Origin of the sequence: Frankia sp. AvcI1 (assembly GCF_001420875.1) — a bacterium.
In the GTDB taxonomy this organism is placed as follows: domain Bacteria; phylum Actinomycetota; class Actinomycetes; order Frankiales; family Frankiaceae; genus Frankia; species Frankia alni.
Window position 1 is genome coordinate 23265 of the sequence record NZ_LJFZ01000035.1, and the last position, 22392, is coordinate 45656.

A 22392-nucleotide genomic window follows, 5' to 3' on the forward strand; every position below is an offset into this window, starting at 1 on the left:
CCGCGCGCCGACCTGCTCGGCGGTCTCACCACCGGGCACCGGCGCGGTCCACACCGTCCAGCCGGGCACCGTCTCACGGATCGTCGCCGTGGTGATTCCCTCGTAGTCGCCGTAGTCCCATTCGGCCAGGTCGTCCCAGCACTCCCGCGCGGTCTCGGAGGTGGTGACGAGGCCGGCGAGGTCGGCGGTGCGTCGAGCCCGCAGCCGCGGGCTGGTTGCGACGAGCCCGAAGGACCACGTCGACAGCCGAGCGGCCTGCCCGGNGGCCTGGCGTTCCCCCTCGGCGGTGAGCTCGACGTCCGTGCGGCCCGTGTGCCGACCGAGCCGGCTCCACTCGGTCTCCCCGTGGCGCAGCAGCACCACCCGGCCCGGCGGGACCTGTGCGGTCATGCGCGGCGGGAGGACCGCCGCCGCCGGCGCCGTACCCCGCCGGCGAACAGCAGCAGACCCCCGCCGACCAGGGCCACCCGATCCCACCGCACGACCCGCACGAGGGTCACGCCGCCGCTCTGGGACAGCCGGTTCACCCCGGACCCGCCGGCCCGGCCCCCGCCGGGGACCAGCACCCCGCCGGCCGTCGTGCCGGGACCCGCGGGTAGTTGCGGCGCGTCCGGGCCCGGGCCGAGCCCGAGCGCGGGGCCGTAGCGCTGCCGCAGCTCGGCAGCCCTGATCCGGAGCTGCTCCTGCGTGCGCTCGGCGATCCGGCGTGGACTGACGATCTCGGCGATCGAGTCGATCGTCTCGGCCAGTTCGGCGCGGGTCTCCTCGATCTGCCGCTGGATGACGGCCGGGTCCTGCGGCACGAATGTTGCCCTCTCGTCCGGTGCGGATGGCGGCGGTCACGGTGCGCGCCGATCGCTCGACGCCGCACCGCGGACGACCCCGTCAGGTGCGGCCCTGCTGGGCGCGGCCCTGCCGGGTGCGCCCCTGCCAGGNGCGACCCCCTCGGGTGCGGCCGGCCTGTTCTGATCGTGCCAGACCGACCACCCCCCGGCGAGGCGAAACGTCGAGTGGTCGCCAGGAGGTCTCTCACGTTTGCCCCCGCGTGCCGGCTTGCCCCCACTTCGGCGCCTGCCTCCGACCTGTCGCCCCCGGCCCGCGTCCGTGGATCAGCCCAGGCCGTCGACCGGCTCGCCGACGGCGGGCCGGACTGACCGGGGATCGCGAGGCGCCGGACATTACGCTGAGGGCTGTGCGCGGCGGTCGGCAACGGTCTGACCCGGGAGGGCATCGCCCCGGGCCGCCCAGTCCTGACCCCCCGCACCCGCGGCATCAACCGCGCCCACACCGCCCGCACCGCCCGCACCGCCCACAGCGCGGCGGCGTGCTCTGCGCCGTGGTCCCTCGCGGCGCTCTCGCCGGAGCCGCGTTCGCGGTGCCGGCGGTGGCCTGGGCACTGCTCGCTCACCTTCCGCTGACCGGCCAGGCGCCGCCGACCCGCCGGCTGTTCCTCGTCGCGCTGGTCGCCGTCCTGCTCGCCATCGCGGCCGAGATCGTCCGACCGGTCCTGGCCGGCCGCCGGGCCGCACCCGCGGCCCGGCACCAGCACGGCCCGCGCCGACGGATCGGCGGGCCGCGGACCTTCGGCGGCCTGCTCGCCGTCCAGGGCCTCCTGCACGCGGCGCTCGCCGCGGTCGGCTGCGGGGCCGCGCCACAGGCTGCGCGCGGCGATCGCCTGCTCGGCGTGCTCCTCTGCCACGATGGCCGCGCCGGCGCCGCATCGGCGGTGCAGGCCGCCAGGGCAGTGGTCGGCTCGGCGCTGCGCCCCGGGCCAACTGCTCCCGCGCAGGAGGCCGGTTCCGGGCTGGCGCACGTCGATCCGGCGCTGCTGGCGGCCGCCCGTCGGGTCGCGGCCGGGACCGGTTCAGCCGACGCGTCGGCCGCGGGCCACCGTCACGTCGACGGCCTGGCTGCGTTCGTTCCCGCGTCCGCCTCGGCCGGCGCGGCCGCCCTGGCGATGCTGCTCGCCCACGCCCTGGCCGCGGCGCTGATGTTCTGGTGGGCCCGACGCGGCGCGGAGGTGTTGGTGGCCGCCGGTCGGCTGCTGGCGTGCCGGCTGCCCACCCTCCAGGCGACCTCGCCGCGTGCGGCGCCGGCCCTGCGGTTCGCGCCGATCGGGCGAGCGGGATCGAGGGGGCGCCCGCGCCTGCTGTTGCTGCGTCATGCCGTCGCTCGGCGCGGCCCGCCGGTGCCGCTCGCCATCAGATCGTTCCGGGATGCGTGGCGGGTCGCCGCGGTCTAGCTGCGCTGCGCCGCGGGCCGGGCGGTGGGGCATCGCTGCGTTGCCTGTGCCGCCGTCTGGCTACCTGTGCGGGCCGTCTGTTGCCTGCACGGGCCGTCTGTGGCGTCGCCGCGCGTCCCGCTTTGCCTCATCAGTCCGTCAGCCCGTCACCCACGGCTTGTACGTCGATCATCTTTGATCACGCCCGCCGCCGGCCGGTGGCGATCCCGCGCGCCTGCGGCGCCCGCTCCTGGAGTGTCATGTCCCTGATCCGTCCCCGTCGCGAGGTCCCCGTCCGCCTCGGCCGGTCCACCTCCCGCCACGCGGTCCCACCCGTTCCCCTGTCCCCCCCGATCGGGCCGCCCCCGGCCACCCAGCCCTCCCCGGCCGGCCAGCCCTCCCCGGCCGGCCAGCCCTCCTCTGCCGGCTCGGCCGCCGCGGCCGTTCAGCCGTCGCTGCTCGCCCAGCCGTCGCCGGCGGCCGGTCGGCGACGGCCGCGGCGACTGTTCGCCATCCTCGGGTCGGCGTTGGCCGTCTCGTCGCTGTTGCTGGTCACCGCCTGCGCCGGTTCCGGAACGAACAACGGGGTGACCGTCGTCGACGCGGGCGACGGGGGCGATGACGGTCTGCACGGCACCGTTCCGGCGCAGCGGCTGGCCAAACCCGCCCTGAATCTGACCGATACCGACGGACGTCCCTTCGACCTGCGGGAACGGACGAAGGGAAAGGTCACCCTGCTGTTCTTCGGCTACACGCACTGCCCCGACGTCTGCCCGACGACGATGGCGGACATCTCCTCGGCACTCACCGAGGTCAAACCGGACGTACGGCAGCAGATCGCGGTCGTTTTCGTGACGTCCGATCCTGATCGGGATACCGGGCCGGTTCTCAGTCGTTGGCTTAGGCAGTTCGACGCGACCTTCATCGGTGTCCGTGGCACGTTCGACCGGATCCAGACCGAGGCCGAGGCCCTGGGCGTCCCCCTGGAGAAGCCCGAGGTCCAGGCCGACGGTTCCGTTCTGGTCACCCACGGCTCCCAGGTGATCGCCTTCTCCCGGGACGACCGGATCCGCGCGCTGTACCTGGCGGGCACGGGCGTCCAGGCCTACATCGACGACCTGCCCAAGCTGACCGCCGAGCGGTCCGGACCAGAAGCCCGGTCATGAACACGATTGCCTACCGCCTCACCACGCCGACGCAGCCGGCGAGCCGGGGCATCTCCACCGTCCTGCGTCTGGCCCTCGGCGCCGTCTGGCTCGTCGCCGGCCTGCTGAAGGTCAACGATCCGGACGGCATGCTGCGCTCGGTGCGGGCGTTTCGCATCCTGCCCGAGGCGCTGGTGCAGCCGGTGGCCTACGGCGTGCCGTTTCTGGAGATCGCCCTCGGCGTGCTGCTCGTCGTGGGACTCGCGGTGCGGGTGACCGCGCTGGTGTCGGCGCTGATGTTCGCCGTCTACATCGCGGCCATCGCCTCGGCGGCGGCCCGCGGCCTGCGCATCGACTGCGGCTGCTTCTCCTCCGGCGGCGACCTGACGGCCGACGCCCCCACGCACTACACCTCCGAGCTGGTCCGCGACAGCCTGCTGCTCGCCGCGGCCGCGCTGCTCGCCTGGCGGCCCGGCGGCTACCTCGCCGTGGACCGCATCCTCGACAAGCCGGTCAACGACCGTTCCAGGAGTGACACAGATGGCTTCGAGTTCTAAGACCCGCGGCAAGGGCGGGAACGGCCGCAACGTCCCGACCGCGACCAGGTCCGCCGGCCGATCCGCCGCCAGCTCCGCGGCCGGCTCCGAAGGCGGCGCCAGCTCCGGAGACGCTGTCAGCTCCGGAGGCGCTGTCAGCTCCGAAGGCAGTGCCGGCGCCCGCGGCGGTGCCGGGACGAGAGCGGCGGCAGGGCCGAGCTCCGCGGGGGCAGCCGGTGGCGGATCGGGTCCGGCTCGGCGGGGCAAGGCGGGCGCCGAGGACCGGCGGGCCAAGGCCGCGGCCGCCCGGGCTGCGGCGGCGGCTCAGGAACGGCGCCGGCGCAATCTGATCGTCGCCGGGGTGGTCGTCGTGGTGCTCATCGTCGCCGGCGTGATCGGCTTTGCCGTGCAGAACTCGCGGGAGGAGTCGAAGCCGGTCGTGCTGCCGGCCACGGCCACCGGGCGCGACAACGGCATCATCGTCGGCCAGGCGTCCGCCCCCGTGACGGTGGACCTGTACGAGGACTTCCAGTGCCCCGCCTGCGGGGCGCTGGAGACGCAGACCGGCCCGACGATCCGCGCCCTGCTCGATCAGGGCAAGATCAAGATTGACTATCACATGATGTCGTTCCTCGGTCCCGAGTCGAAGCGGGCGGCGAACGCGGCGGCCGCCGCGGCGAACGAGGGCAGGTTCCGCCAGCTTCACGACGTTCTGTACGCCAACCAGCCGGAGGAGAAGACCGGCGGCTTCACCAACGACACCCTGCTCACGCTCGGTGCCAAGGCCGGCCTGACCTCGCAGGCCTACAAGGACGCCGTCAACAACGGCACCTACGACGGCTACGTCGCCAAGGTCGACAGCGACGCGTCGAAGGCCGGCGTCGCGCAGACGCCGACCGTCGAAATCGGCGGCAAGCAGCTCTCCGGCACCCAGCTCACCCCCGACGGCTTCCGCGCCGCCGTCACCGCCGCGAGCTGACCGGGTCCCCGGCCAGGGCGAACGGCCAGCCCGCGCCGCGCCGGCCGTCTCCTTCCCCCTGGAAGGAACGGCCGGCCGCGGCCGCGCGTGCTGCTCCCTGGCCTCGGGGGACGGGGGCGGTTTGCCGTTCCGCGCAGGCCACGACTACTTTTCGGGCCATGACTGAGACCGCCAGCGCCGCCCGTCTCGCCCCCGGCGACCCCGCTCCAGACTTCACCCTGCCCGACGCCGACGGCAACGAGGTGTCGCTGTCGTCGTTGCGGGGCCGCCGCGTCGTCGTCTACTTCTACCCGGCCGCGTCGACGCCGGGCTGCACCAAGCAGGCGTGCGACTTCCGGGACAGCCTCGCCCAGCTCAACGACGCCGGCATCGACGTCCTCGGGATCTCCCCCGACAAGCCGGCGAAGCTGGTGAAGTTCCGCGACAACGAGTCGCTGACGTTCCCGCTGCTGTCCGACCCGGAGCGCAGCGTCCTGAAGTCCTACGGCGCGTTCGGCGAGAAGACGATGTACGGCAAGAAGACCGTCGGCGTGATCCGCTCGACGTTCGTCATCGGCGCCGACGGCCGGATCGAGGTGGCGCAGTACAACGTCCGCGCGACCGGCCACGTCGCCAAGCTCCTGCGCGACCTCAACCTCGCCACCGCCTGACCAACCCGCGCCGCTCCCCTCGCCCGCCACCCGCCGCCGCCACCTGCCCGGCCGCCGCCGCCACCCGCCCGGCCGCCNCCGCGCCGCGCCGCCGCTCGCCGCCTGCATATCCAGAGGGATAAGTCGGACACGGAACCCTCTGGATAAGCAGGGAGGTGCACGCAGCGCGCCGGGGTTGGCCCGCGGGGTTCTAGCTCGCCGGCCGCAGATCCCAGCGCAGCAGCACGTTCTCCGGCCGCCGCGGGTCGACCAGCACCGGGATGCNCCGTGGCCGACCGGAGGAGGNGATCGCCGCGCGGCTGAGATCCATGTCCGCGTCGGGCACCACCGCGCTGCGCACCACCGGATACGGCGCGCCCCCCGGCCGATCGACGAGCAGGTGCACCTCGGCGACGGCCCGGCCGTTCACCCGCACGCCTGTGTCACACAGCGTGTCCACGGTCGCGGTGGTGGCCTGCCCGGAGTGGATCAGCGTCAGCGCCCGGTTGCGCTCCAGCAGGGCACGCTGGGCGGCGTGCCGGGGCCCGGACCGCCCCATGCGCGACACGATCCGCGCGGCCCCGTCGGCCGCCGCCGCGTCCGCCACCGTCTGGTGCGCGCCAGGAGGAGCCGCCGCCGCGAGATGCCGCCGGGCACCTCGGGTTCTGTCGCCCTCGTCGAGGTCATCGTCGACGGCACCCGCGGGCACACCGTCCGAGCCCGACTGCCCCTCGGCGACCGTAATACCAGCGGAATCGGCCGGTGGGTCGTCCGAGTCAGACCCGTCGCCAACGACGTCGACGACGACACGGCCGACGGAGGNGGACGGGATGTCGATGGGTGNAGCGCCGGTCGAGTCCGCGGTGGGCACGGCGGTGTCGGTGGGCACGGCGGTGTCGGTGGACGCGCCGCCGGTACCCGGGGCCTCCGTCGTGGTCATTTGTTGTCGTCTCCCAGTCGTCCTCGCGCGGACCGGCGCACGCACCAGCCTGCCGCCGGACTACCACCCGTGCGGGTCGGGCTGGCGACAGCGAGACCGCCGCGCCTGTCGGCAAGGCGACCGTCGGACCAACGATGGCGGCCGACGACGCGAACCCTGTTGACGGCCCGGTATGTGTCCGGCTCCCATCCCCTCAAACCCCGCGAAACAGAACGAGACGCATCTGGACGGACCTCGCAGCGCACGGTGACCGCCGATCGACGCTTCGGAGGGCCGCCATGCCACCGTGGTGCCGGTCCTCGCTACCCTGGAAGCCACGCGGGAGTGGNGGAATGGCAGACGCAGCAGGTTTAGGTCCTGCCGCCCTAGGGCGTGGGGGTTCAAGTCCCCCCTCCCGCACCCGCTCCAGAGCGTCTACGGATTGTCGCTAGCTCGCGGTCGGCGCCACGCGACGACCGCGAGCAGTGGACAAGTAGCGCGACTAGTTCGCGGGTGGTAGCAGCCGCACCGCCATGCTGAAGAACCCACCGCCGGAGACCTGACGGACCCCGGACAGTGCGAGCNCCTTCACCGGTGATTCGCGGGTGGTTTCGGTGCCGTCTCCCAACGGGTAACGGCCCCACGCCCATACCGTGCCATCCGAGAGCAGCGCCAGGCTGTGGAGGTTTCCGGTAGCAATCTGGGTGACCGACCTGGGTCCCTGAGCGGCCCCGGACCCCTGAGCGGCGGAGGTCGTGGCGCCCGCCGGCGGTAGTCCGGGTATCCGCACCGGCGTCACGCGGTCCGTCCTCGTGCGGTCCCCCAGTTGTCCGCTGCTGTTGTCACCCCACGCGAACANCTGACCGGAGGAGAGGCCGGCGCCGCCGAGCAACGCCAGGCTGTGGGTCTCACCGGCAGCAATCCGAGCGACCCCGGTCAGCCCGGCAGCTCGCACCGCCGTGGTGGAGTCCCTCGTGGTCCCGTCACCCAGCTGCCCGTTCCGGTTCAAGCCCCAGCCCCAGACGGCGCCATCGCCGCGCACCACCAGACTGTGACCACCGCCGGCAGCGATCTGGGTGACGCCGGTCAGCCCCGAAACCTGCGTCGGCGTGGAACGGCTGGTGGTGCTGNCGTCGCCCACCTGCCCGAACTCGTTGTCGCCCCAGGCCCACACGGTGCCGTCGTTGCGTAGCGCGAGGCCATGCGCCGCGCCGGCGTCCACCTGGGTGATGCCGGCCAGTCCCGAGACCTGTACCGGTGTGTTGCGGCCCCTGGTGCTGCCGTCGCCCAGCTGTCCGTAGCTGTTTGCACCCCAGGCCCAGACCGTGCCGTCGGACCGCAGGGCGAGCGTGAAATGGCTGTTCGCGGCGATCTGGGTGATGCCGGTCAGCCCGGACACCGGTCCCGGCGTGCGGCGGTCCGTCGTGGTTCCATCACCCAACTCCCCGTTGAGGTTGAGGCCCGAGGTCCACACCGTGCCGTCCGAGCGCAGCACCACACTGTGATAGCCGCCGGCGGCGACCTGGGTGACGCCNTCAGTCAGTCCGACCACCTGCACGGGCGTGAGGCGCGTTGTCGTNCTCCCGTCGCCCAGCGCCCCGTCGGGGTTGAAACCCCAGGCCGCAGCACCGATGTGGTCGGCGGCGGTGGACGCGGCCACAGCCGGCCCCACCGGCGCGAACAACGCCGTGGCCCCCACTGCCACCGCCACCGCCCGGATGGCGCGCCCACGCCTGCGTGGCCATCTGCCAGCCGACCGCCCGTCGTGCACCGGCGAGTCCGAACGAACACCTACCGCGCTCACCATGATCCTCCCTCGACGTAGCCCTTCCACCACCGCCCGGCGGCGGAGCCAGACCCACGGCTGCGGTCCGGGCGGGCATAATCCGCACGGATTCAGCCTGGGTTGGGTCCTCCTGGGTGAGCCGTGACGTAGCTGTGACGCCCCTGTGCCGCCGTGATGCGCGGAAANCCCCGCCACGGTCAATCCCCGCCACCGGTGGGCGCGGGGTCTGNCGCATTGGCGAGGACGACGAGGAGTGCCGCAGCCTGATGAAAGAGTTCATCGAGGCGGAGCCGACCCTGTGGAGTGAGGACATCGGCGACTAGCCGGAGCGGCGGGCGACATCTGGCGCTCAGCACCGGACCAGGTCCGGCCTGACGTCGACGAGTTCGTCGCCAGGCCGGACCGATTCCGGTCAGGTACCCGTCAGGTACCGGTCAGGTACCGGTCAGGTACCGGTCAGGACAGCGGGTGGTTCAGGCGGAGGAGGAGGATCTTGCTCTTGACGCCGGAATCCTTGAGCTGGCCGGAGGTGTCGAAGGTGCCGAGGCCGAAGTCGTTGTCGTTGGCGACGGCGATGGTGCGGGGGCCGAGGACGGCGACGCCCTCGATCTTGTCGGGCATGCCGGGGACGGCCTCGAGGTCGACGGCGAGGCGCTTGGGNAGGACCGTGACGCCGGCCGTGGCCGGGTCGGCGAGGGACTCCAGCGACGGCGAGGTCGCGGCGCTGTCCCACGTGGTGCCGAGGATGTTCGTGGCCTTACGCAGGTCGACGGTGTAGAGGCGGGCGACGGGGTCGGTGCGCTCGTCGACGAGCAGGGTGTGCTCGTCGACCGCTGCGAGCGAGGAGATCTTCATCGCGGACGGGTCGCCGTCGGCGCTCGGGTCGAAGGTCCTGACGTCCTCGAGGCGGTAGACGAACTCGCCGGTCACCGTGTTCTTCGCGGTGTCGAACCGGAAGATCCGGGTGGTGCGGGACGCCTCGCCGGTATCGGTGTCCGGCACCAGCAGCGGGCTCTGCACGGCCAGGTAGAGCGTCCGGCCGTCGGGCGCCAGCGCGATGCCCTCGAAACCGCGGTTGATCTTACGGTCGGTGAGGATCGCGGGCAGCGACGGGATGACGGGATAGTCCGTCCCGGTCAGCTTCAGGCCGGCGGGGACGTACCGGGCCAGNACCTTTCCGCGGGCGCTGATCCGTAGCAGGGACGGGCTGTACTCGTCCACCAGCCAGAACTCGCCGCTGCGCGTGCGGACGAGGCCCTCCGTGTCCAGACCGTTCGGGTTGAACGGGAGCTTCGTCTGGGCGTCCCAGGTGTAGGGGGTCTCGTCGAAGCCNTCGATGTTCGACAGGCCGGTGACGGGTGCTCCGTGCGCGGTGGTGATCGGCAGGGATTCCAGGACCTTGATGGCCGATCCGTCGACACGGACCTTGAGGATGGCCGGGTCGAAACCGGGGACCGGGAAGGTACGCCGGTTCTTGCCGGCCACCTTGATCTGCCCGTTCGGACCGCGGTCGGTGACGGTCCAGAACTCGTTCGGCCGACCGGCCGGGTACAGATCACTGCCGATGCCNCCGAGGTTGACGCCGCGGTCGGTGTCCACCGAACCGGGGATCAGCCCGTTGGAGAACTCGGCCAGTCGGGTGTCCGGCAGTGTTCCTGTCGCCACCACCGTCGNCACGGTCGACCCGCTGCTCGCCGAAGCGGNCGACGCGATTCCCTGCCCCGCGACGAGGCCGAGCGGCACCGTCAGTGCCAGGCCCGCGACCGCCCATCCACGAAGTCGTCTCGATGCCACGACACTCCCCCCTGATTCCCGCATCGGAATCTCCCGTCGTTTCCCCAGGTACCGACCGTCGACACGGCCGACAACGGACGCTAGGGCCCGGNGATGGACATCCGATGAACCGCAGCCGTCCGGCGACCCTCCGCACTACGACCAACGGACGGAAACGCCCTTGTCACACGCCGCGCAGACGCACGCGGGGATGCATCCGAGAACCGGAACGAGGGGCGCGGACATTACCCGGCATGGGGCGACGATGACGGGTGCGGGGGATGAGGCCGATGGGGACGGGGACGAGGCCCTCCTGGAGCAGGCCGGGCGAGGGGACGGAGCCGCCTTCGGGCGCCTGTTCCGCGCGCATGCGGACGCGGTCTACGCTTACTGCTTCCACCGGCTCGGGACGTGGAGCGCCGCAGAGGACGCGACGTCGGTCGTCTTCCTGGAGGCCTGGCGACGGCGCGCCGACGTGGTGACGGTGTCGGTGTCGGGGTCGGGGACGGGGTCGCTGCGGCCCTGGCTGCTCGGGGTGGCCACGAACGTGATGCGCAACCAGCGGCGGGCGGCCCACCGGTACGACGCGGCGCTGTACCGGCTGCCACCGTCGTCCGCGGAGCCGGATCACGCCGACGAGGTCGCGGCCAGGCTGGACGACGAGCGGCGGATGCGGGAGATCNTTCGCGANCTCGCGACGCTGGACCGCGGTGCGCGGGAGGCGATCGTCCTGGTCGCGTTGGAGGGCCTGACCTACCCGGAGGCGGCGGTGGCCCTCGGCGTTCCGGTGGGGACGGTGCGTTCGCGGGTGGCCCGGGCCCGCAGGCGGTTGCGGCACGGCGTGCCGACGGTGGCGAGGGCATCCGACGACGCCGTGACCGGTTCCATGCCGGAGCCCTGGGATCGGACGGCAATCAAGAATCGGCCGGGCCCGAAGGCGGTGCGAGATGTCTGATCCGGGACGCATGCGGCCACCGCTGCCGCGGTCGATTCCCACGCGGCGCCTGGAGCAGCGGTCGGCGCTGCTCGAACGTCACGTTCGCGCGTCCCAGGAACCCGCACCGCGGTGGCCGTGGCCACCCCGGTACTTGCGGCGCTCGCAGGTCTGGTGGCGGCGGAGAAGGGTGCTGGTGCCGGCCGTGGCCCTGGCCGTCTGCTGCCTCGCCGCCGCCGGCTGGGGGCTGCGGCCCGCTGGGCTGGCCACCCGGGCCACCGCAGTCGGCTGCTACTCGGCGGTCAGCCTGACCAGCGACACCGCCGTCCTCGGTGGGCAGGCGGCGGCAGACCCGGTCGCGGCATGTCGGGACATCTGGCAACGGCCGGGGCCGGGCACGGGCGCAGGGGCGGGTGCCGGCTCGAGGCTGGGTCCGAACACGCCCGCGGCGGCCTGCCTTCGTGCGAACGGGAGCATCGCCGTCTTTCCCGCGACAGATGCCTGCGCGTCGCTGGAACTCCGCCCGTTCGCGGGGGTGTCCGACGCCGCGCGGCGGTTCGCGGCGTTCCAGCGCGAGGCGGTCGACATCGTCGCCGCCGACCACTGCCGCCCCCGTGGGCAGATCGTCGCGGTCCTGCGGCAGAAGTTGGACGACTACGGGCTGCGTACCTGGTCGATCGACGACAGCGGATTCGGTCAGCCGTGGGCACGGGGCCGGCCCTGCGCCGGGCTCGCGGTCGACCACGATCGGTCGCGCGTGGTCATCGTGCCGATGCCGTGACCAGTGGGGCGGGCGGCGCGAGCCGGACGGGCAGGGCCTGCCAGCCGTGGACGATGAAGGAGGGGGCCTGCGGCAGGTCATCCGCCGGCGTGGCGAGGGCGAGGCCGGGAAAGCGGGCGAACAGGGCGGGCAGGGCGTACCCGGCCTCCAGCCGTGCCAGCGGGGCGCCCAGACACCGGTGGACGCCGACCCCGAACGCGAGGTGGTCGGCCGCGTCCCGGCCGGGCTCGAACCGGCTGGCCCCGGGGCCGTGGTGGCCGGGGTCGTGCCCGGCGGCGAGGATGCCCGCGACGATCGCCGCCCCGGCGGGGATGGTCACCGCGCCGGTGTCGATGTCCGTCACGGCGAAGCGCAGCGGGATGTTGGCGATGCTGGGCGCCCACCGCAGCGTCTCCTCGACGACCTGATCCCAGGTGATCTCCCCGGCGCGCAGCCGACGGAGCTGGCGATCGTGGGTCAGCAGCGCGTGCACGGCGTTGCCGAGCAGATGCCGGGTGGTCTCGTGACCGGCGCTGATGAGCAGGAGCAGGGTGTCGAGCAGCTCCCGGTGCGCCAGCCGGTCGCCGGTGACCGCGTCCCGCACACCGATGAGCTCGCTGGTCAGATCGTCACCGGGTTCGCGCACCTTCCTCTCGACGAGGGTCGCCAGGACCGACCGGGTACGGCCGAGGTTCGCGGCGGCCTGCTCCGAGCTCACCGTCGTGTTCATGATCTGCTCGACGACGTGGGCGAAGTCCGGGCGCATCCGGTCCGGGATGCCGAACAACCCGCTGATCACCGCCAGCGGCAGCGGCTGCGCGAAGGTGCCCACCAGGTCGACGACCGACCCGGCGGACCCGGCGGACCCGACCGACCGGGCGGACCCGACCGACCCGGCGGACCCGACCGACCCGGCGGACCCGACCGACCCGACCGACCCGACCGACCCGGCGGACCCGGCGGCCCGGGCTGACCCGGCGGCCAGGTCGTCGAGCAGCCGCTCGGTGACCGCCACCACGGCGGGACGCAGCAGCTNGGTGCGCCGGGCGCTGAAACTCGGCGCGACCAGCCGGCGCAGCCGGGCATGATCGACACCGTAGGTGCTGAGCATGTTCACCACGCCCACCCATTGCAGGACCCAGCCCCATTCGGGCCGGCGGCACGCCTCGTCCCACTGCGCCCAGTGACGGCGAGGGTCCTTGCTGACGCGCGGATCGAGCAGCAACGCGCGCAGCAGCGCGTGCTCGTTGACGGCGTACGCGGGGATGCCGCCGGGCAGGGTCACCTCGGCGACCGGCCCGCGGGCACGCAGGGCGGCGGCCTCCGCGACGAGGCTCGGCCCCGCTGCGGCGACGGACAGCGGCTGGACGTGAACCACGCCGATCCCCCCGCCTCTGGTCGGATGCGCGCGGCCGGCCGGGACGGCACCCGGCGGGCGTCGCGCACCGATGTCCGCGATCCCCGACCACGGGGTGATGCCCGCCGGTGGCGGTCAGCGCACCTGGCCGAGCCGGACCAGGGTCGTCGTCCCGGGCAGCACCGGCGCGTGGCAGTGCCCGCACACCATCTCGGGATGGAGCTCGGCGCCGCAGTCGTGCTCCCACCTGGTAGGCCCCGGGCCGTCGGTGACGTAGCGGTCGCCCCACTCCATCAGTCCGAGCAGGATCGGCCGCAGCGCGCGGCCGGCCTCGGTGGGGACGTACTCGTAGCGCGGCGGATGCTCCTGGTACCGCACCTTGGCCAGCACCCCGCGCTCGACGAGGGTGCGCAGCCGCGCCGCGAGGATGTCCCGGCTCGCCCCCGTGTTGCGGGCGATCTGGTCGAAACGGCGCTCACCGAGCAGCACCTCGCGCAGCGCGAGCAGGCTCCACCGCTCCCCGACGACTCCGAGCGCGTTGGCGATCGAACAGTCCCGCCCGGCACCGGCCATGGTGACCATCCCCTCGACCGCACGCTCCGCAGTCCGACCCGGCCCCGCCGCCCGAATCTCCCGGGCAACCGGCGGAAGGTGTCGGTCCGGTAATCAAACTTATCACCTCCCGACGGGCCAGCGACCAGTAACAGCGACCAGTAACGCAGTCACCGTGCGCGATGAGCCGAAACGTCAACGGCGCCCCGCACCTCGCGGTAGACAGGACCGTGGAGCCACCAGCCACCGAAGGAGTCCTGCCATGACCACCGCGGGAGAGGACCGGCGACCGGTGCGGAGCCGGCGGGACGGCCCAACGATGCCAACGACGCTGAGGTGCCTCGGGCCGTCGCCGGACCCGCCGTTCGAGCGGGTGACGAGCGCGTCGGTGGTGGCGGTCACCGACGACGGCCGACTGGTCGTCGCCGAGCTGACCCGCGGACTGGACATACCCGGCGGGCATGTCCAGCGCGGCGAGTCGTCGATCGACGAGACCGTGCGGCGGGAGGCGTGGGAGGAGGTCCGGGCCCGGCTCGGCGTCCTGCACCCGGTCGAGGTGATCGAGTCCGACTACTTCGGCGCCGACGACTGGACCTACATGGTGATCCGCACCGCCCGGGTCACCGAGCTCGGCCCGTGGGAGACCACCCACGAGTCCGCCGGCCGGATGCTGATCGAACCCGAGGACTTCCTGCGGCGCTACCGCGGCGGGGACCCGGCGCTCATGCGCCACCTCGTGACCACCGCCCTCGCCGCCCTCCCCGCCCCCTGACCAGGACCGGCCGNACGGGTGGCCAAACGCGTTGGCCTCCCGTGCAGGCTCACGCCGGCAGGTCACACCACTGCCTCAGCCAGGCCCCCACCGCCGGGGCCCCGTCACCACGCCGTTCGCGCACCGTCACCAGCCTGTCGACCGCCTGAAGGCACATCCGCTTCCAGCAGGCGGCTCGTTTCTCCGGCGAGGACTCGATCACCGGGATCGAGATCTCCTCGGTGGCGTGCAGATTGTGCAGCGCCGCCGCCAGCCCGGTCCCACCGTCCGCGCGGCTGCCGGGCGAGGGCTCGGCGATCGTCCCCGGCCCGCCGGCGAAGCGCAGCAGACTGCGGCCGTCGCACGCCTGGCACTCGCAGACGAGCAGCCGATCCTGATGGTCGTCTGCCAGTTCCCGCAGCCGCCCAGCCGGGACGTACGTGAGCAGGTCCGGGACGAACAGGTGGGGATCGGAGGAGGCTCGTCCTCCACCCCCGGGCCACGACTGGTGCCGCGTCGAGGGGAGAAGCCCCACCGCTCCGAGAGCCGCGCCGTGGGCCACCGCGCCGATGGCCGAGACGTCGCAGCGGATGAGGCCGATCGGGACCGGTCGCGTCTCCCGCAGCAGGGCCACCAGGCCGGCCACGGTCCCGGCGCGATCGAGCGGATTGCTCCGGTGGGCGAGGACGATGGCGACCGGCCGGTCTNCCGCGATGATCTCCTTGATGAGGGTGTCCAGGCCTCCCGACAGCAGCCAACCGAGCGGCAGCGCAAGCACCACGACACCCGGCTCCGGGGCACCCAGCGCCAGGACAAGGGCGTCCCGGTCCGCCACGGCGATGACCGGGCCGCCCAGCAGCCGAACCGGGCTGGCGGACGAGCCCGGCCACGCGCCGACACCCGGCAGATCAGCCGCGACGCCGCCGGTCAGGTCCAGACCCGGCGGTGCGCTGGCCCCGTCCCCCTCCGCGGCGGCCTGCTCGGCCGTGCGGTACGTGGCGGGATCGACGAGCACAGGCTGGTTCCGGTACCGGATGCCGATCACGGAGCGGTCGGATCGGCCGGCGACAACCGCGCCGCCGACGATCATCAGGGCCTCGTCCAGCAAGGAGAGGCCACTGTCGGTGAGGTAAGGCAGAACTGATCCGTCGGGGACCGGGTGGAAAGCCGCCGCCGATCCGGGCGGACGAGGAGCGAGCATCGAAACACCGCCGCCTCACCAGAGGATCTACCAATGAACGACTACTCGATGAATTGTAATCATTTCATTGCATCAGGTGAGCGATTCGACTCGTTCCGTGCGCCCCCGCCGCGACCGCCCGCGTCAAGGTCCGGACGGCCCTACCCGGTGACTACTCAAGGCTGCCGAGGTTGGGCCGCGGCGATGTGACGCGAGTCTCGCGAGACGCATTACAGTGATCTATAGTGAGGTCACACAGTGTCACTCACAATGTGGCGACGGTGAGAACTTCGCTGCCGATGACTGCGTCGCGGAGGTGGAGCCATGTTCGGTCTGACGGTGNGCTTCGAGGTTCGCCCGGACACTGNGGACGCGTTCGACGCCCTGGTGGCGCAGACGGTGCCCCTCATCGCGGAACGGGAGCCCCGCACGTTGATCTACACGACGCACCGCGTCGCCGGCGACCCGAACGCCCGGCTGTTCTACGAGCTCTACCGGGACCGCGATGCCTTCGAGGAGCACGAGAACCAGCCACACATGCACCGCTTCGCCGCCGGCCGGCAGTCGCTGCTGACCGGACCGCCGCGCATCGAGTTCATCACCTTCACCGCCGGCACCGGCGTTCCCGTCGCCACCGACGCCTGACGGCCCGGCGACCCCCGGCCACTCTGCCTGTCGGTGGCGGGCCAGACTGCGGTGTGTCACCGACAGAAGCGTCCGAATTCCGGCAGTCAGGAGCGTGACGGATGAGGATCGGATTCATCGGCCTGGGCGGGATGGGCGTCGCCATGGCCCGCAACCTGGTCGCTGCGGGCCACACCGTGCTGGTCTGGAACCGCTCCCCCGGGCCCGCGGCCGAGCTGGCCGCGGCCGGCGCCGTCGCCGCGAGCATCGAGGAGGCGTTCGCGACCGGGACCGTGCTGAGCATGCTGGCCGACGACCAGGCCGTGACGGAGCGCCTGCTCGACCCCACAGTGCTGGCCGCGGCGCCCGCCGGCGCCCTGCACGTGAACATGGCGACGATCAGCACTGCCCTGGCAGAACGCGCCGCGCGCGAGTACGCCGAACGGGGGCTGCGCTATCTCGCCGCGCCGGTGTTCGGNCGGACGGAGNCCGCGGCCGCGGGCAACCTCACCATCGTGACCGCCGGGGAGCCGGCGACGATCGCCGAGGTGCAGCCGCTCTTCGACGTCCTCGGCCGGCGCACCTGGACGGTCGGCGAGGCGCCGGCGCACGCCAACCTGGTCAAGATCCTCGGCAACTACCTGATCGCATGCTCCATCGAGGCGATGGCCGAGGCGACGACCGTGATCGAGGCGGGCGGGTTGGACCCGGCCCTGTTCATCGAGGTGCTGACCGACAACCTGTTTGCCGGCCCGGTCTTCGCCGGCTACGGCGGCATGATCGGGAAGAGGAGCTACGAGCCGGTCAACTTCCGGCTGCCGCTGGGATTCAAGGACGTCGGCCTCGCGCTGGCCGCGGGCCAGGAGCGCAACGTCCCCCTGCCCTTCGGCGGCGTGCTGCGTGACGCGTTCATCGAGGCACTCGCGCACGGCCAGGGCGAACAGGACTGGTCGGCGGTCGCCGAGACCTCCCGCCGCCGCNCCGGGCTCGTCTGACCCGACTCCGGCGGGTCGGGCGCTCGGGTGGCCGCCGACTACGCGAGGCCCGGCGAAAGCCGTCCCAGGATGCGGTGTCGCAGCCCGCCGGGTCGCAGGCTGAACGGCGACGAGTCCACCCGGTCGGCCCGACGGAAGTCCGGGTGCGCGCTCGCACCCGCCGTCCCGGCCGACTCCGCCGGTGCGCGTCGGCGGGCGCCGCTCGCCGCGTGCCGCCCGCCGACGGAGCACCGGTGAGCGGCCCCGAGCCGTCCCCGGCCCGCCCGGCCCGCCCGGGCGCTGGGCGCAGAGCAGGAATGACGATGAGCGCAGCTCCGTCCCGACGTCCCGCCCCGACCTCATGACCAGGGCCGTCACCTTCGCGGTCCTGGTGGTGACCCTGTTCGCGGCCCACCAGCTCGCCGATCACGTGCTGGGCCAGACCGACGCCCAGGCCCGGTTGAAGACGACGCCGGGCCCGGCCGGCTGGGCGGCGTTGGGACGCCATCTGGCCGCGTATCACGCGGTCGTCGTGGTGATGGTGACGGTGGCGGCGGTCGGGCTCGACCTACGGCTGTCCGCGTTCGGGGCTGTCGCCGGGCTGGTGATCTCGGTGGTCAGCCACGCGCTGTGGGACCGCCGGGCCGCGGTGCGCTGGCTGCTGACCAGGACGGGTGGCGGNGACTTCGCCGAGCTCGCCGACAACGGCATGAACGGCATGTACCTGGCCGACCAGTCGCTACACGCGGCCTCGCTGTGGCTGGCCGCGCTGGTCACCGTGCTGCTGTGAGCCGTGCGCCCGCCGACCTGGGCAGACCCGTCCTACCAGCGATCGTCGTCGGCACCGTCGCGGCCGGCGTAGTCCCAGCATGACGACCACTCGTCAGCGCTGGGTTCGGCGGCGAGGTCACCGCTCGGCCAGTCGAACCCGACCGGGGCGAAGCCGAACGACGACGAGCCACCGGCGGAGTCGGAGTGCGCGGGCTCCGACCGCTCGGCGGCCCCGGACGCCGAAGCGAACGCCGAGCCGACAACATGCGGGATCACGAGCCAGGCAGTGATGTTGACCCCCACGACGACGAGGATGATGACGAGCGGGACCAGGTAGCTGTATGCGGGTGGGAGCACGAGCGCCACGGTGACCAACCCTGCCACCAGAAGGGCGACGCCCGCGGCGCCTGCAGCGAGGAACCGTGCCATAGCCATGTTCCTATCGCCCTCGACAGGGCTANGACCTCGATCGACGCCAACCCGACAAGCTGGGAGGGCGGTTTGACGGTGATCATCCCGCTTGCTCCGTCCGTCCTGGGGCGGCGGCCGCGACGCCGCGGTCAGCGGCGGCACCGGACCCTGGCAGCGGCGCTGGTGACGCCCCGAAATCTCCCACTGGCGCTCGATGACCTGCCCGCCCACGGCAGCGACAATCACAGCATCTCGTCATGGTAGGGGCACTGGGGGACAGCGGGGAACGACCCACAACCTGAAACGCGGACGGATCGCGCCCACCGGCGCGGCGCTGCGGACCGACCCGCGACCCGACCGGCTGGCCGGACGGGGGCACTCCGGCGCCGCTGCCCGCGCGGCACGGACATTGGCCCGACGGTGCCGGTCAGGGCATCTCCCTGGATGCCTCGACCGGACGCCGCCGAGCTCGAGGATGCGACTGGGGCATCGCGGTTCGGGGACGGATGGGAACGACCCGGACACCTCAGCCGCGTCCTCAACCTACCTGGTCGATAGCTTTTAGTCACTGATCGATTACAGGCAGTTCTAGCGTACACCCCGTTTGAGGTCCCTGTACCCGTATGCCGCTGCCAGTCGGGCACCTTTCGTCGCGGGAGGACGAGCCCGCACCGGATCGTTCCCGACCCGATCGGCCGGAATTTGCGAATTCCCCTGCGGCCAGGGGCCACCGAGGGGATGTCGACCCCGCCACACATCGTCCGGCCCCGGCACACCGGGGCCGGAGCATGGGTAGCAACGACGTATGACACGCGGCGAGGCAACCCGAAGCGCCGGACAGATCGCCACGATGTGCGACTTGCGCATGCTGTCCCGTATTGGACAAAGGTTTCGTGATGACAGCCACAGGGTGAGCATCGGGTTTCCGGCTTAGTCTGATCGCTCATGAGCGGCGCGCCGGTCGGGGTGTTCGACAGCGGAGTAGGCGGTCTCACGGTGGNGCGCGCCATTCTGGACCAGCTTCCGCATGAGCCGTTGNTCTATCTCGGCGACACCGGACGGGCACCCTACGGACCACGCCCCATCGCCGAGGTACGCCGCTACGCCCTCGAGTGTCTTGATCGTCTGGTCGACGAGGGGGTGAAGCTGCTCGTGATCGCCTGCAACACGGCCAGCGCGGCGTGCCTGCGCGACGCGCGGGAACNCTACAGCGTCCCGGTCGTTGAAGTGATCATGCCGGCGACCAGACGCGCGGTGGCGGCCACCCGCAGCGGTCGGGTGGGCGTCATCGGCACGGTGGCCACGATCGGCAGCCGCGCCTACGACGACGCGTTCACCGCCGCCGCGGGCGTCGACCTGACCGGCGTCGCCTGCCCCGCGTTCGTGGACTTCGTCGAGCGGGGTATCACCTCTGGGCGGCAGCTACTCGGACTGACCGAGGCATATCTCGCACCGTTGCAGGAAGCCGACGTCGACACGGTGATACTCGGATGCACCCATTACCCGCTGCTGACCGGGGTGATCGGCCTCGTGATGGGAGAGGGCGTGACATTGGTGAGCAGTGCCGAGGAGACGGCGAAGGACACCTACCGGGTGCTCGCGCGGGACGGGCTGTTCCGTGACCCTGACCTACCGCCACCCAGCCACCGCTTCCTGACCACGNGTGACCCCACGCTGTTCACCCGGGTGGGGCGCAGGTTCCTAGGGCCCGAACTCGTCCAGGTCTCGGCCGTGGCCTCCGGGGAGCCGTCCCTTCCGGTGCCGTCCCCGCCACCCGCCACCAGGACCTCGACCGCAGCCGTCTGGACCGCCCGACCCGCGGCGGATCAGGATTCCTCCCAGCAGAGCCCGGTGGTGCCACGGTGAAACTGACCATTCTCGGATGTTCCGGCACGTACCCGGGGCCGGCCTCCGCCTGCTCGTCGTACCTGGTGGAGTCGGACGGGTTCCGTCTCGTCCTCGACGCGGGCAACGGGTCGATGGGCGAACTGCAGCGGCACTGCGACCTGCGCGACATCGACGCGGTCCTGCTCAGCCACCTGCACGGCGACCACTGCCTGGACCTGGTGGCAAACTCCTACGCGCGGCGCTACCACCCCGAGGGCATGCCGCCCAAGCTGCCCGTCTACGGCCCGATCAACACCCAGGAACGGCTGTGCGGCGCGTTCGAGAAGTGGCCGGACGACAGCCTCGCCGACATCTACGACTTCCGCACCATCGGCGCCGGCTGCCTGCACGTCGGGCCGTTCCGCATCGACCTCACCCGGGTGGCGCACCCGGTCGAGGCATACGGCGTCCGGGTCACGGCGGAGGATCGGGTGCTCACCTACTCGGGCGACACCGGCGCCTGTGACCGGCTCGTCCGGCTCGCCCGCGACAGCGACCTGTTCCTGTGCGAGGCATCCTTCCTCGACGACGAGGACAACCCGCCCGACCTGCACCTCACCGGCCGGGAGGCCGGCGAGCACGCGCAGAAGGCCGGTGTGGGGCGGCTGGTGCTGACCCATCTCGTCCCCTGGGGCAACGCCGCCCGTTCGGAGGAGGAGGCGGCCGGGGCGTTCGACGGGAACCTGACCATCGCCGCGCCCGGGGCCACCTACGAGATCTGACCGGCTCGGGCGGGGCCGGGCGGCCGGTCCGGGGCGGGCCGATAGTGTCGCGGGCGTGACACGAGTCGATGGCAGGAAACCGGACGATCTCCGGCAGGTGACGATCCAGCGGGGCTGGCAGGAGCACGCCGAGGGATCGGCGCTGATCAGCGCCGGCAGGACCAGGGTGCTGTGCGCCGCCTCCGTGACCACCGGCGTCCCGCGCTGGCGCAAGGGCAGCGGCCTGGGCTGGGTGACAGCCGAGTACTCGATGCTGCCGCGGGCCACCAACACCCGCAACGACCGCGAGTCGGTGCGTGGCCGGATCGGGGGGCGCACGCACGAGATCTCCCGGTTGATCGGGCGCAGCCTGCGGGCCTGCATCGACCTNGCCGCGCTTGGCGAGAACACCATCGCCATCGACTGCGACGTGCTGCTCGCCGATGGCGGCACCCGCACTGCCGCGATCACCGGCGCCTACGTCGCGCTGGTCGATGCCGCCCGCTGGCTCGGCCGGCCGGCGGCGATCACGACGAGCGTCGCCGCGGTGAGCGTCGGGGTCGTGCGAGGCGAGNCGATGCTCGACCTCGCCTACACCGAGGACTCCACCGCGGACACCGACATGAACGTGGTCTGCACCGGCGCGGACGGGTTCGTCGAGGTACAGGGCACCGCCGAGGGCGTCCCGTTCGACCGGGCGATGCTCGACAACCTGCTCGACCTCGCCGTGTTCGGCTGCGCCCAGCTCGCGGAGATCCAGGCCGAGGCGCTGCAGGGTCCGGCGCCGGCGGGTCCCGCCCGACCGGAGGGGGCACGGTGACCGCGAAGCCGGTGCGGGTGGTCCTCGCCAGCCGCAACGAGGCGAAGCTGACGGAGCTGCGCCGCATCCTGGCGGCCAGCGGCCTGTCGGTGGAGCTGGTGGCTCTCCCCGACGGCGAGGAGGTCGCCGAGACCGGGACAACCTTCGCCGAGAACGCCCTGATCAAGGCGCGGGCGGCGGCCGACCAGACCGGCCTGCCCGCCGTGGCCGACGACTCCGGGCTCGCGGTCGACGAACTGTCCGGCATGCCCGGCGTGCGCTCGGCCCGCTGGTCCGGACGCCGGGACGGCACCCGCGTCGAGCGCGACGAGGCGAACAACGCCCTGCTCCTGGCCCAGCTCGACGACGTGCCACCCGAGCGCCGCGGCGCCGCCTTCGTCTGCGCGGCGGCCCTGGTCACCCCCGCCGGCGTGGAGNGGGTGACGCACGGGGAGCTGCGGGGCGTCCTACTGACCGAGCCCCGCGGCCAGGCCGGCTTCGGCTACGACCCGCTGTTCCTCGCCGACGGCCAGACCCGGACCAACGCCGAGCTGACCGCGGCCGAGAAGGACGCGATCAGCCACCGCGGCCTGGCCTTCCGCGACCTGGCCACCCTTCTGCGCGAGGTCCTCACCTCGTAACCCACCGAACGGCGCCCTGGGCGAGGGGTCCCCACAGATCGCCGAAGGCCCCAACGGCTCCC

Annotated in this window: 18 protein-coding genes, 1 tRNA gene and 18 pseudogenes; 22 read left to right on the forward strand and 15 right to left on the reverse strand. The window is 72.7% G+C overall.

Going from position 1 to position 22392, the window contains the following annotated elements; translation table 11 throughout:
• From UK94_RS66800 to UK94_RS26935, 3 genes and pseudogenes are all read right to left on the reverse strand, one after another.
• Positions 1-263: pseudogene (locus UK94_RS66800) on the reverse strand (histidine phosphatase family protein); the annotation flags it as partial.
• 1 nt (position 264) lies between these two features.
• Positions 265-390: pseudogene (locus UK94_RS66805) on the reverse strand (histidine phosphatase family protein); the annotation flags it as partial.
• Positions 387-803: a DUF3618 domain-containing protein gene (locus UK94_RS26935; protein ID WP_011602719.1), complete on the reverse strand. Its 417-nt coding sequence runs from the start codon at positions 801-803 to the stop codon at positions 387-389. The gene UK94_RS26935 and the pseudogene UK94_RS66805, both read right to left, overlap by 4 nt.
• Before the next feature lie 521 nt (positions 804-1324).
• Between UK94_RS26935 and UK94_RS26945 the strand changes: the two genes are divergently transcribed.
• The 6 genes from UK94_RS26945 to UK94_RS26975 all read left to right on the forward strand — a co-directional run bounded on the left by UK94_RS26945 (position 1325) and on the right by UK94_RS26975 (position 6849).
• Positions 1325-2242: a hypothetical protein gene (locus tag UK94_RS26945; protein WP_231861541.1), complete on the forward strand. Its 918-nt coding sequence runs from the start codon at positions 1325-1327 to the stop codon at positions 2240-2242.
• Between the two features lie 239 nt (positions 2243-2481).
• Complete coding sequence (locus UK94_RS26950; RefSeq protein ID WP_231861540.1) at positions 2482-3387, forward strand: SCO family protein; 906 nt, start codon at positions 2482-2484, stop codon at positions 3385-3387.
• On the forward strand, positions 3384-3923 hold the full coding sequence (locus UK94_RS26955; protein ID WP_011602715.1) for a MauE/DoxX family redox-associated membrane protein: 540 nt from the start codon (positions 3384-3386) through the stop codon (positions 3921-3923). The genes UK94_RS26950 and UK94_RS26955 overlap by 4 nt, the downstream gene beginning before the upstream one ends.
• Positions 3907-4881: a thioredoxin domain-containing protein gene (locus tag UK94_RS26960; protein ID WP_041938935.1), complete on the forward strand. Its 975-nt coding sequence runs from the start codon at positions 3907-3909 to the stop codon at positions 4879-4881. Before UK94_RS26955 ends, UK94_RS26960 begins: the two co-directional genes overlap by 17 nt.
• Positions 4882-5039: 158 nt before the next feature.
• Positions 5040-5531: a thioredoxin-dependent thiol peroxidase gene (gene bcp / locus UK94_RS26965; protein WP_011602713.1), complete on the forward strand. Its 492-nt coding sequence runs from the start codon at positions 5040-5042 to the stop codon at positions 5529-5531.
• Positions 5532-6768: 1237 nt separating this feature from the next.
• Positions 6769-6849 (forward strand) — tRNA-Leu (locus tag UK94_RS26975).
• Between the two features lie 165 nt (positions 6850-7014).
• On the opposite strand, the pseudogene UK94_RS66810 reads toward UK94_RS26975, so the two are convergent.
• The 9 genes and pseudogenes from UK94_RS66810 to UK94_RS66845 form a co-directional block, all read right to left on the reverse strand.
• Positions 7015-7287: pseudogene (locus UK94_RS66810) on the reverse strand (hypothetical protein); the annotation flags it as partial.
• Between the two features lies 1 nt (position 7288).
• Positions 7289-7559: pseudogene (locus UK94_RS66815) on the reverse strand (RCC1 repeat- and reductase domain-containing protein); the annotation flags it as partial.
• Between the two features lies 1 nt (position 7560).
• A pseudogene (locus UK94_RS66820) lies at positions 7561-7963 on the reverse strand (RCC1 repeat- and reductase domain-containing protein); the annotation flags it as partial.
• A 1-nt stretch (position 7964) separates the two neighbouring features.
• A pseudogene (locus tag UK94_RS66825) lies at positions 7965-8008 on the reverse strand (hypothetical protein); the annotation flags it as partial.
• Between the two features lies 1 nt (position 8009).
• A pseudogene (locus tag UK94_RS75180) lies at positions 8010-8236 on the reverse strand (hypothetical protein); the annotation flags it as partial.
• A gap of 435 nt (positions 8237-8671) precedes the next feature.
• A partial coding sequence (locus UK94_RS66830) for an esterase-like activity of phytase family protein (protein ID WP_235490092.1) occupies positions 8672-8875 on the reverse strand: 204 nt, incomplete at its 5' end.
• Between the two features lies 1 nt (position 8876).
• Positions 8877-9385 (reverse strand): annotated as a pseudogene (locus UK94_RS66835) (esterase-like activity of phytase family protein); the annotation flags it as partial.
• A 1-nt stretch (position 9386) separates the two neighbouring features.
• A pseudogene (locus UK94_RS66840) lies at positions 9387-9547 on the reverse strand (esterase-like activity of phytase family protein); the annotation flags it as partial.
• A 1-nt stretch (position 9548) separates the two neighbouring features.
• Positions 9549-9781, reverse strand: a pseudogene (locus UK94_RS66845) (esterase-like activity of phytase family protein); the annotation flags it as partial.
• Between the two features lie 472 nt (positions 9782-10253).
• Here UK94_RS66845 and UK94_RS66850 point away from each other — a divergent pair.
• On the forward strand, positions 10254-10670 hold a 417-nt coding region (locus tag UK94_RS66850; protein WP_235490094.1), incomplete at its 3' end, for an RNA polymerase sigma factor.
• A 448-nt stretch (positions 10671-11118) separates the two neighbouring features.
• Positions 11119-11703, forward strand: coding sequence for a hypothetical protein (locus UK94_RS26995; RefSeq protein WP_235490097.1), 585 nt, complete (start codon positions 11119-11121; stop codon positions 11701-11703).
• Here the strand turns inward: UK94_RS26995 and UK94_RS66855 are convergent.
• Both UK94_RS66855 and UK94_RS27005 read right to left on the reverse strand, forming a co-directional pair.
• Positions 11684-12448 carry a cytochrome P450 gene (locus UK94_RS66855; RefSeq protein ID WP_313949603.1) on the reverse strand — a complete coding sequence of 255 codons (765 nt, stop codon included), beginning with the start codon at positions 12446-12448 and terminating at the stop codon, positions 11684-11686. The genes UK94_RS26995 and UK94_RS66855 overlap by 20 nt on opposite strands.
• Before the next feature lie 726 nt (positions 12449-13174).
• On the reverse strand, positions 13175-13612 hold the full coding sequence (locus UK94_RS27005; protein WP_041940239.1) for a helix-turn-helix domain-containing protein: 438 nt from the start codon (positions 13610-13612) through the stop codon (positions 13175-13177).
• Positions 13613-13910: 298 nt separating this feature from the next.
• Between UK94_RS27005 and UK94_RS27010 the strand changes: the two genes are divergently transcribed.
• The 4 genes and pseudogenes from UK94_RS27010 to UK94_RS66865 all read left to right on the forward strand — a co-directional run.
• On the forward strand, positions 13911-14363 hold the full coding sequence (locus UK94_RS27010) for an NUDIX domain-containing protein (RefSeq protein WP_235490099.1): 453 nt from the start codon (positions 13911-13913) through the stop codon (positions 14361-14363).
• Positions 14364-15890: 1527 nt separating this feature from the next.
• Positions 15891-16167 (forward strand): annotated as a pseudogene (locus tag UK94_RS27020) (antibiotic biosynthesis monooxygenase); the annotation flags it as partial.
• Positions 16168-16268: 101 nt separating this feature from the next.
• Positions 16269-16624 (forward strand): NAD(P)-binding domain-containing protein (locus UK94_RS66860; RefSeq protein WP_268761668.1); only part of this gene is annotated, 356 nt, incomplete at its 3' end.
• A gap of 11 nt (positions 16625-16635) precedes the next feature.
• Positions 16636-17126 (forward strand): annotated as a pseudogene (locus UK94_RS66865) (NAD-binding protein); the annotation flags it as partial.
• An 816-nt stretch (positions 17127-17942) separates the two neighbouring features.
• Here the strand turns inward: UK94_RS66865 and UK94_RS27035 are convergent.
• Complete coding sequence (locus UK94_RS27035) at positions 17943-18320, reverse strand: hypothetical protein (RefSeq protein ID WP_011602697.1); 378 nt, start codon at positions 18318-18320, stop codon at positions 17943-17945.
• Positions 18321-19247: 927 nt separating this feature from the next.
• Between UK94_RS27035 and UK94_RS75185 the strand changes: the two genes are divergently transcribed.
• The 10 genes and pseudogenes from UK94_RS75185 to UK94_RS66915 form a co-directional block, all read left to right on the forward strand.
• Positions 19248-19302: hypothetical protein (locus UK94_RS75185; RefSeq protein ID WP_268761671.1), on the forward strand; the 55-nt coding region annotated here is incomplete at its 3' end.
• A 39-nt stretch (positions 19303-19341) separates the two neighbouring features.
• A pseudogene (locus UK94_RS66880) lies at positions 19342-19506 on the forward strand (glutamate racemase); the annotation flags it as partial.
• Position 19507: 1 nt separating this feature from the next.
• Positions 19508-19964, forward strand: a pseudogene (locus tag UK94_RS66885) (aspartate/glutamate racemase family protein); the annotation flags it as partial.
• 1 nt (position 19965) lies between these two features.
• A pseudogene (locus UK94_RS66890) lies at positions 19966-20168 on the forward strand (glutamate racemase); the annotation flags it as partial.
• Positions 20165-20911 (forward strand): MBL fold metallo-hydrolase, encoded by a 747-nt coding sequence (locus tag UK94_RS27045; RefSeq protein WP_041938931.1) that lies wholly within the window; start codon positions 20165-20167, stop codon positions 20909-20911. The pseudogene UK94_RS66890 and the gene UK94_RS27045, both read left to right, overlap by 4 nt.
• Before the next feature lie 55 nt (positions 20912-20966).
• Positions 20967-21280: ribonuclease PH (rph, locus tag UK94_RS66895; protein WP_235490104.1), on the forward strand; the 314-nt coding region annotated here is incomplete at its 3' end.
• A gap of 1 nt (position 21281) precedes the next feature.
• Positions 21282-21464: pseudogene (locus tag UK94_RS66900) on the forward strand (ribonuclease PH); the annotation flags it as partial.
• 1 nt (position 21465) lies between these two features.
• Positions 21466-21710, forward strand: a pseudogene (locus UK94_RS66905) (ribonuclease PH); the annotation flags it as partial.
• Positions 21707-22126, forward strand: a 420-nt coding sequence (locus tag UK94_RS66910) for a non-canonical purine NTP pyrophosphatase (protein WP_235490106.1), incomplete at its 3' end; no start/stop codon positions are given. The pseudogene UK94_RS66905 and the gene UK94_RS66910, both read left to right, overlap by 4 nt.
• 1 nt (position 22127) lies before the next feature.
• Positions 22128-22330: pseudogene (locus UK94_RS66915) on the forward strand (non-canonical purine NTP pyrophosphatase); the annotation flags it as partial.
• Between the last annotated feature and the right edge of the window lie 62 nt (positions 22331-22392).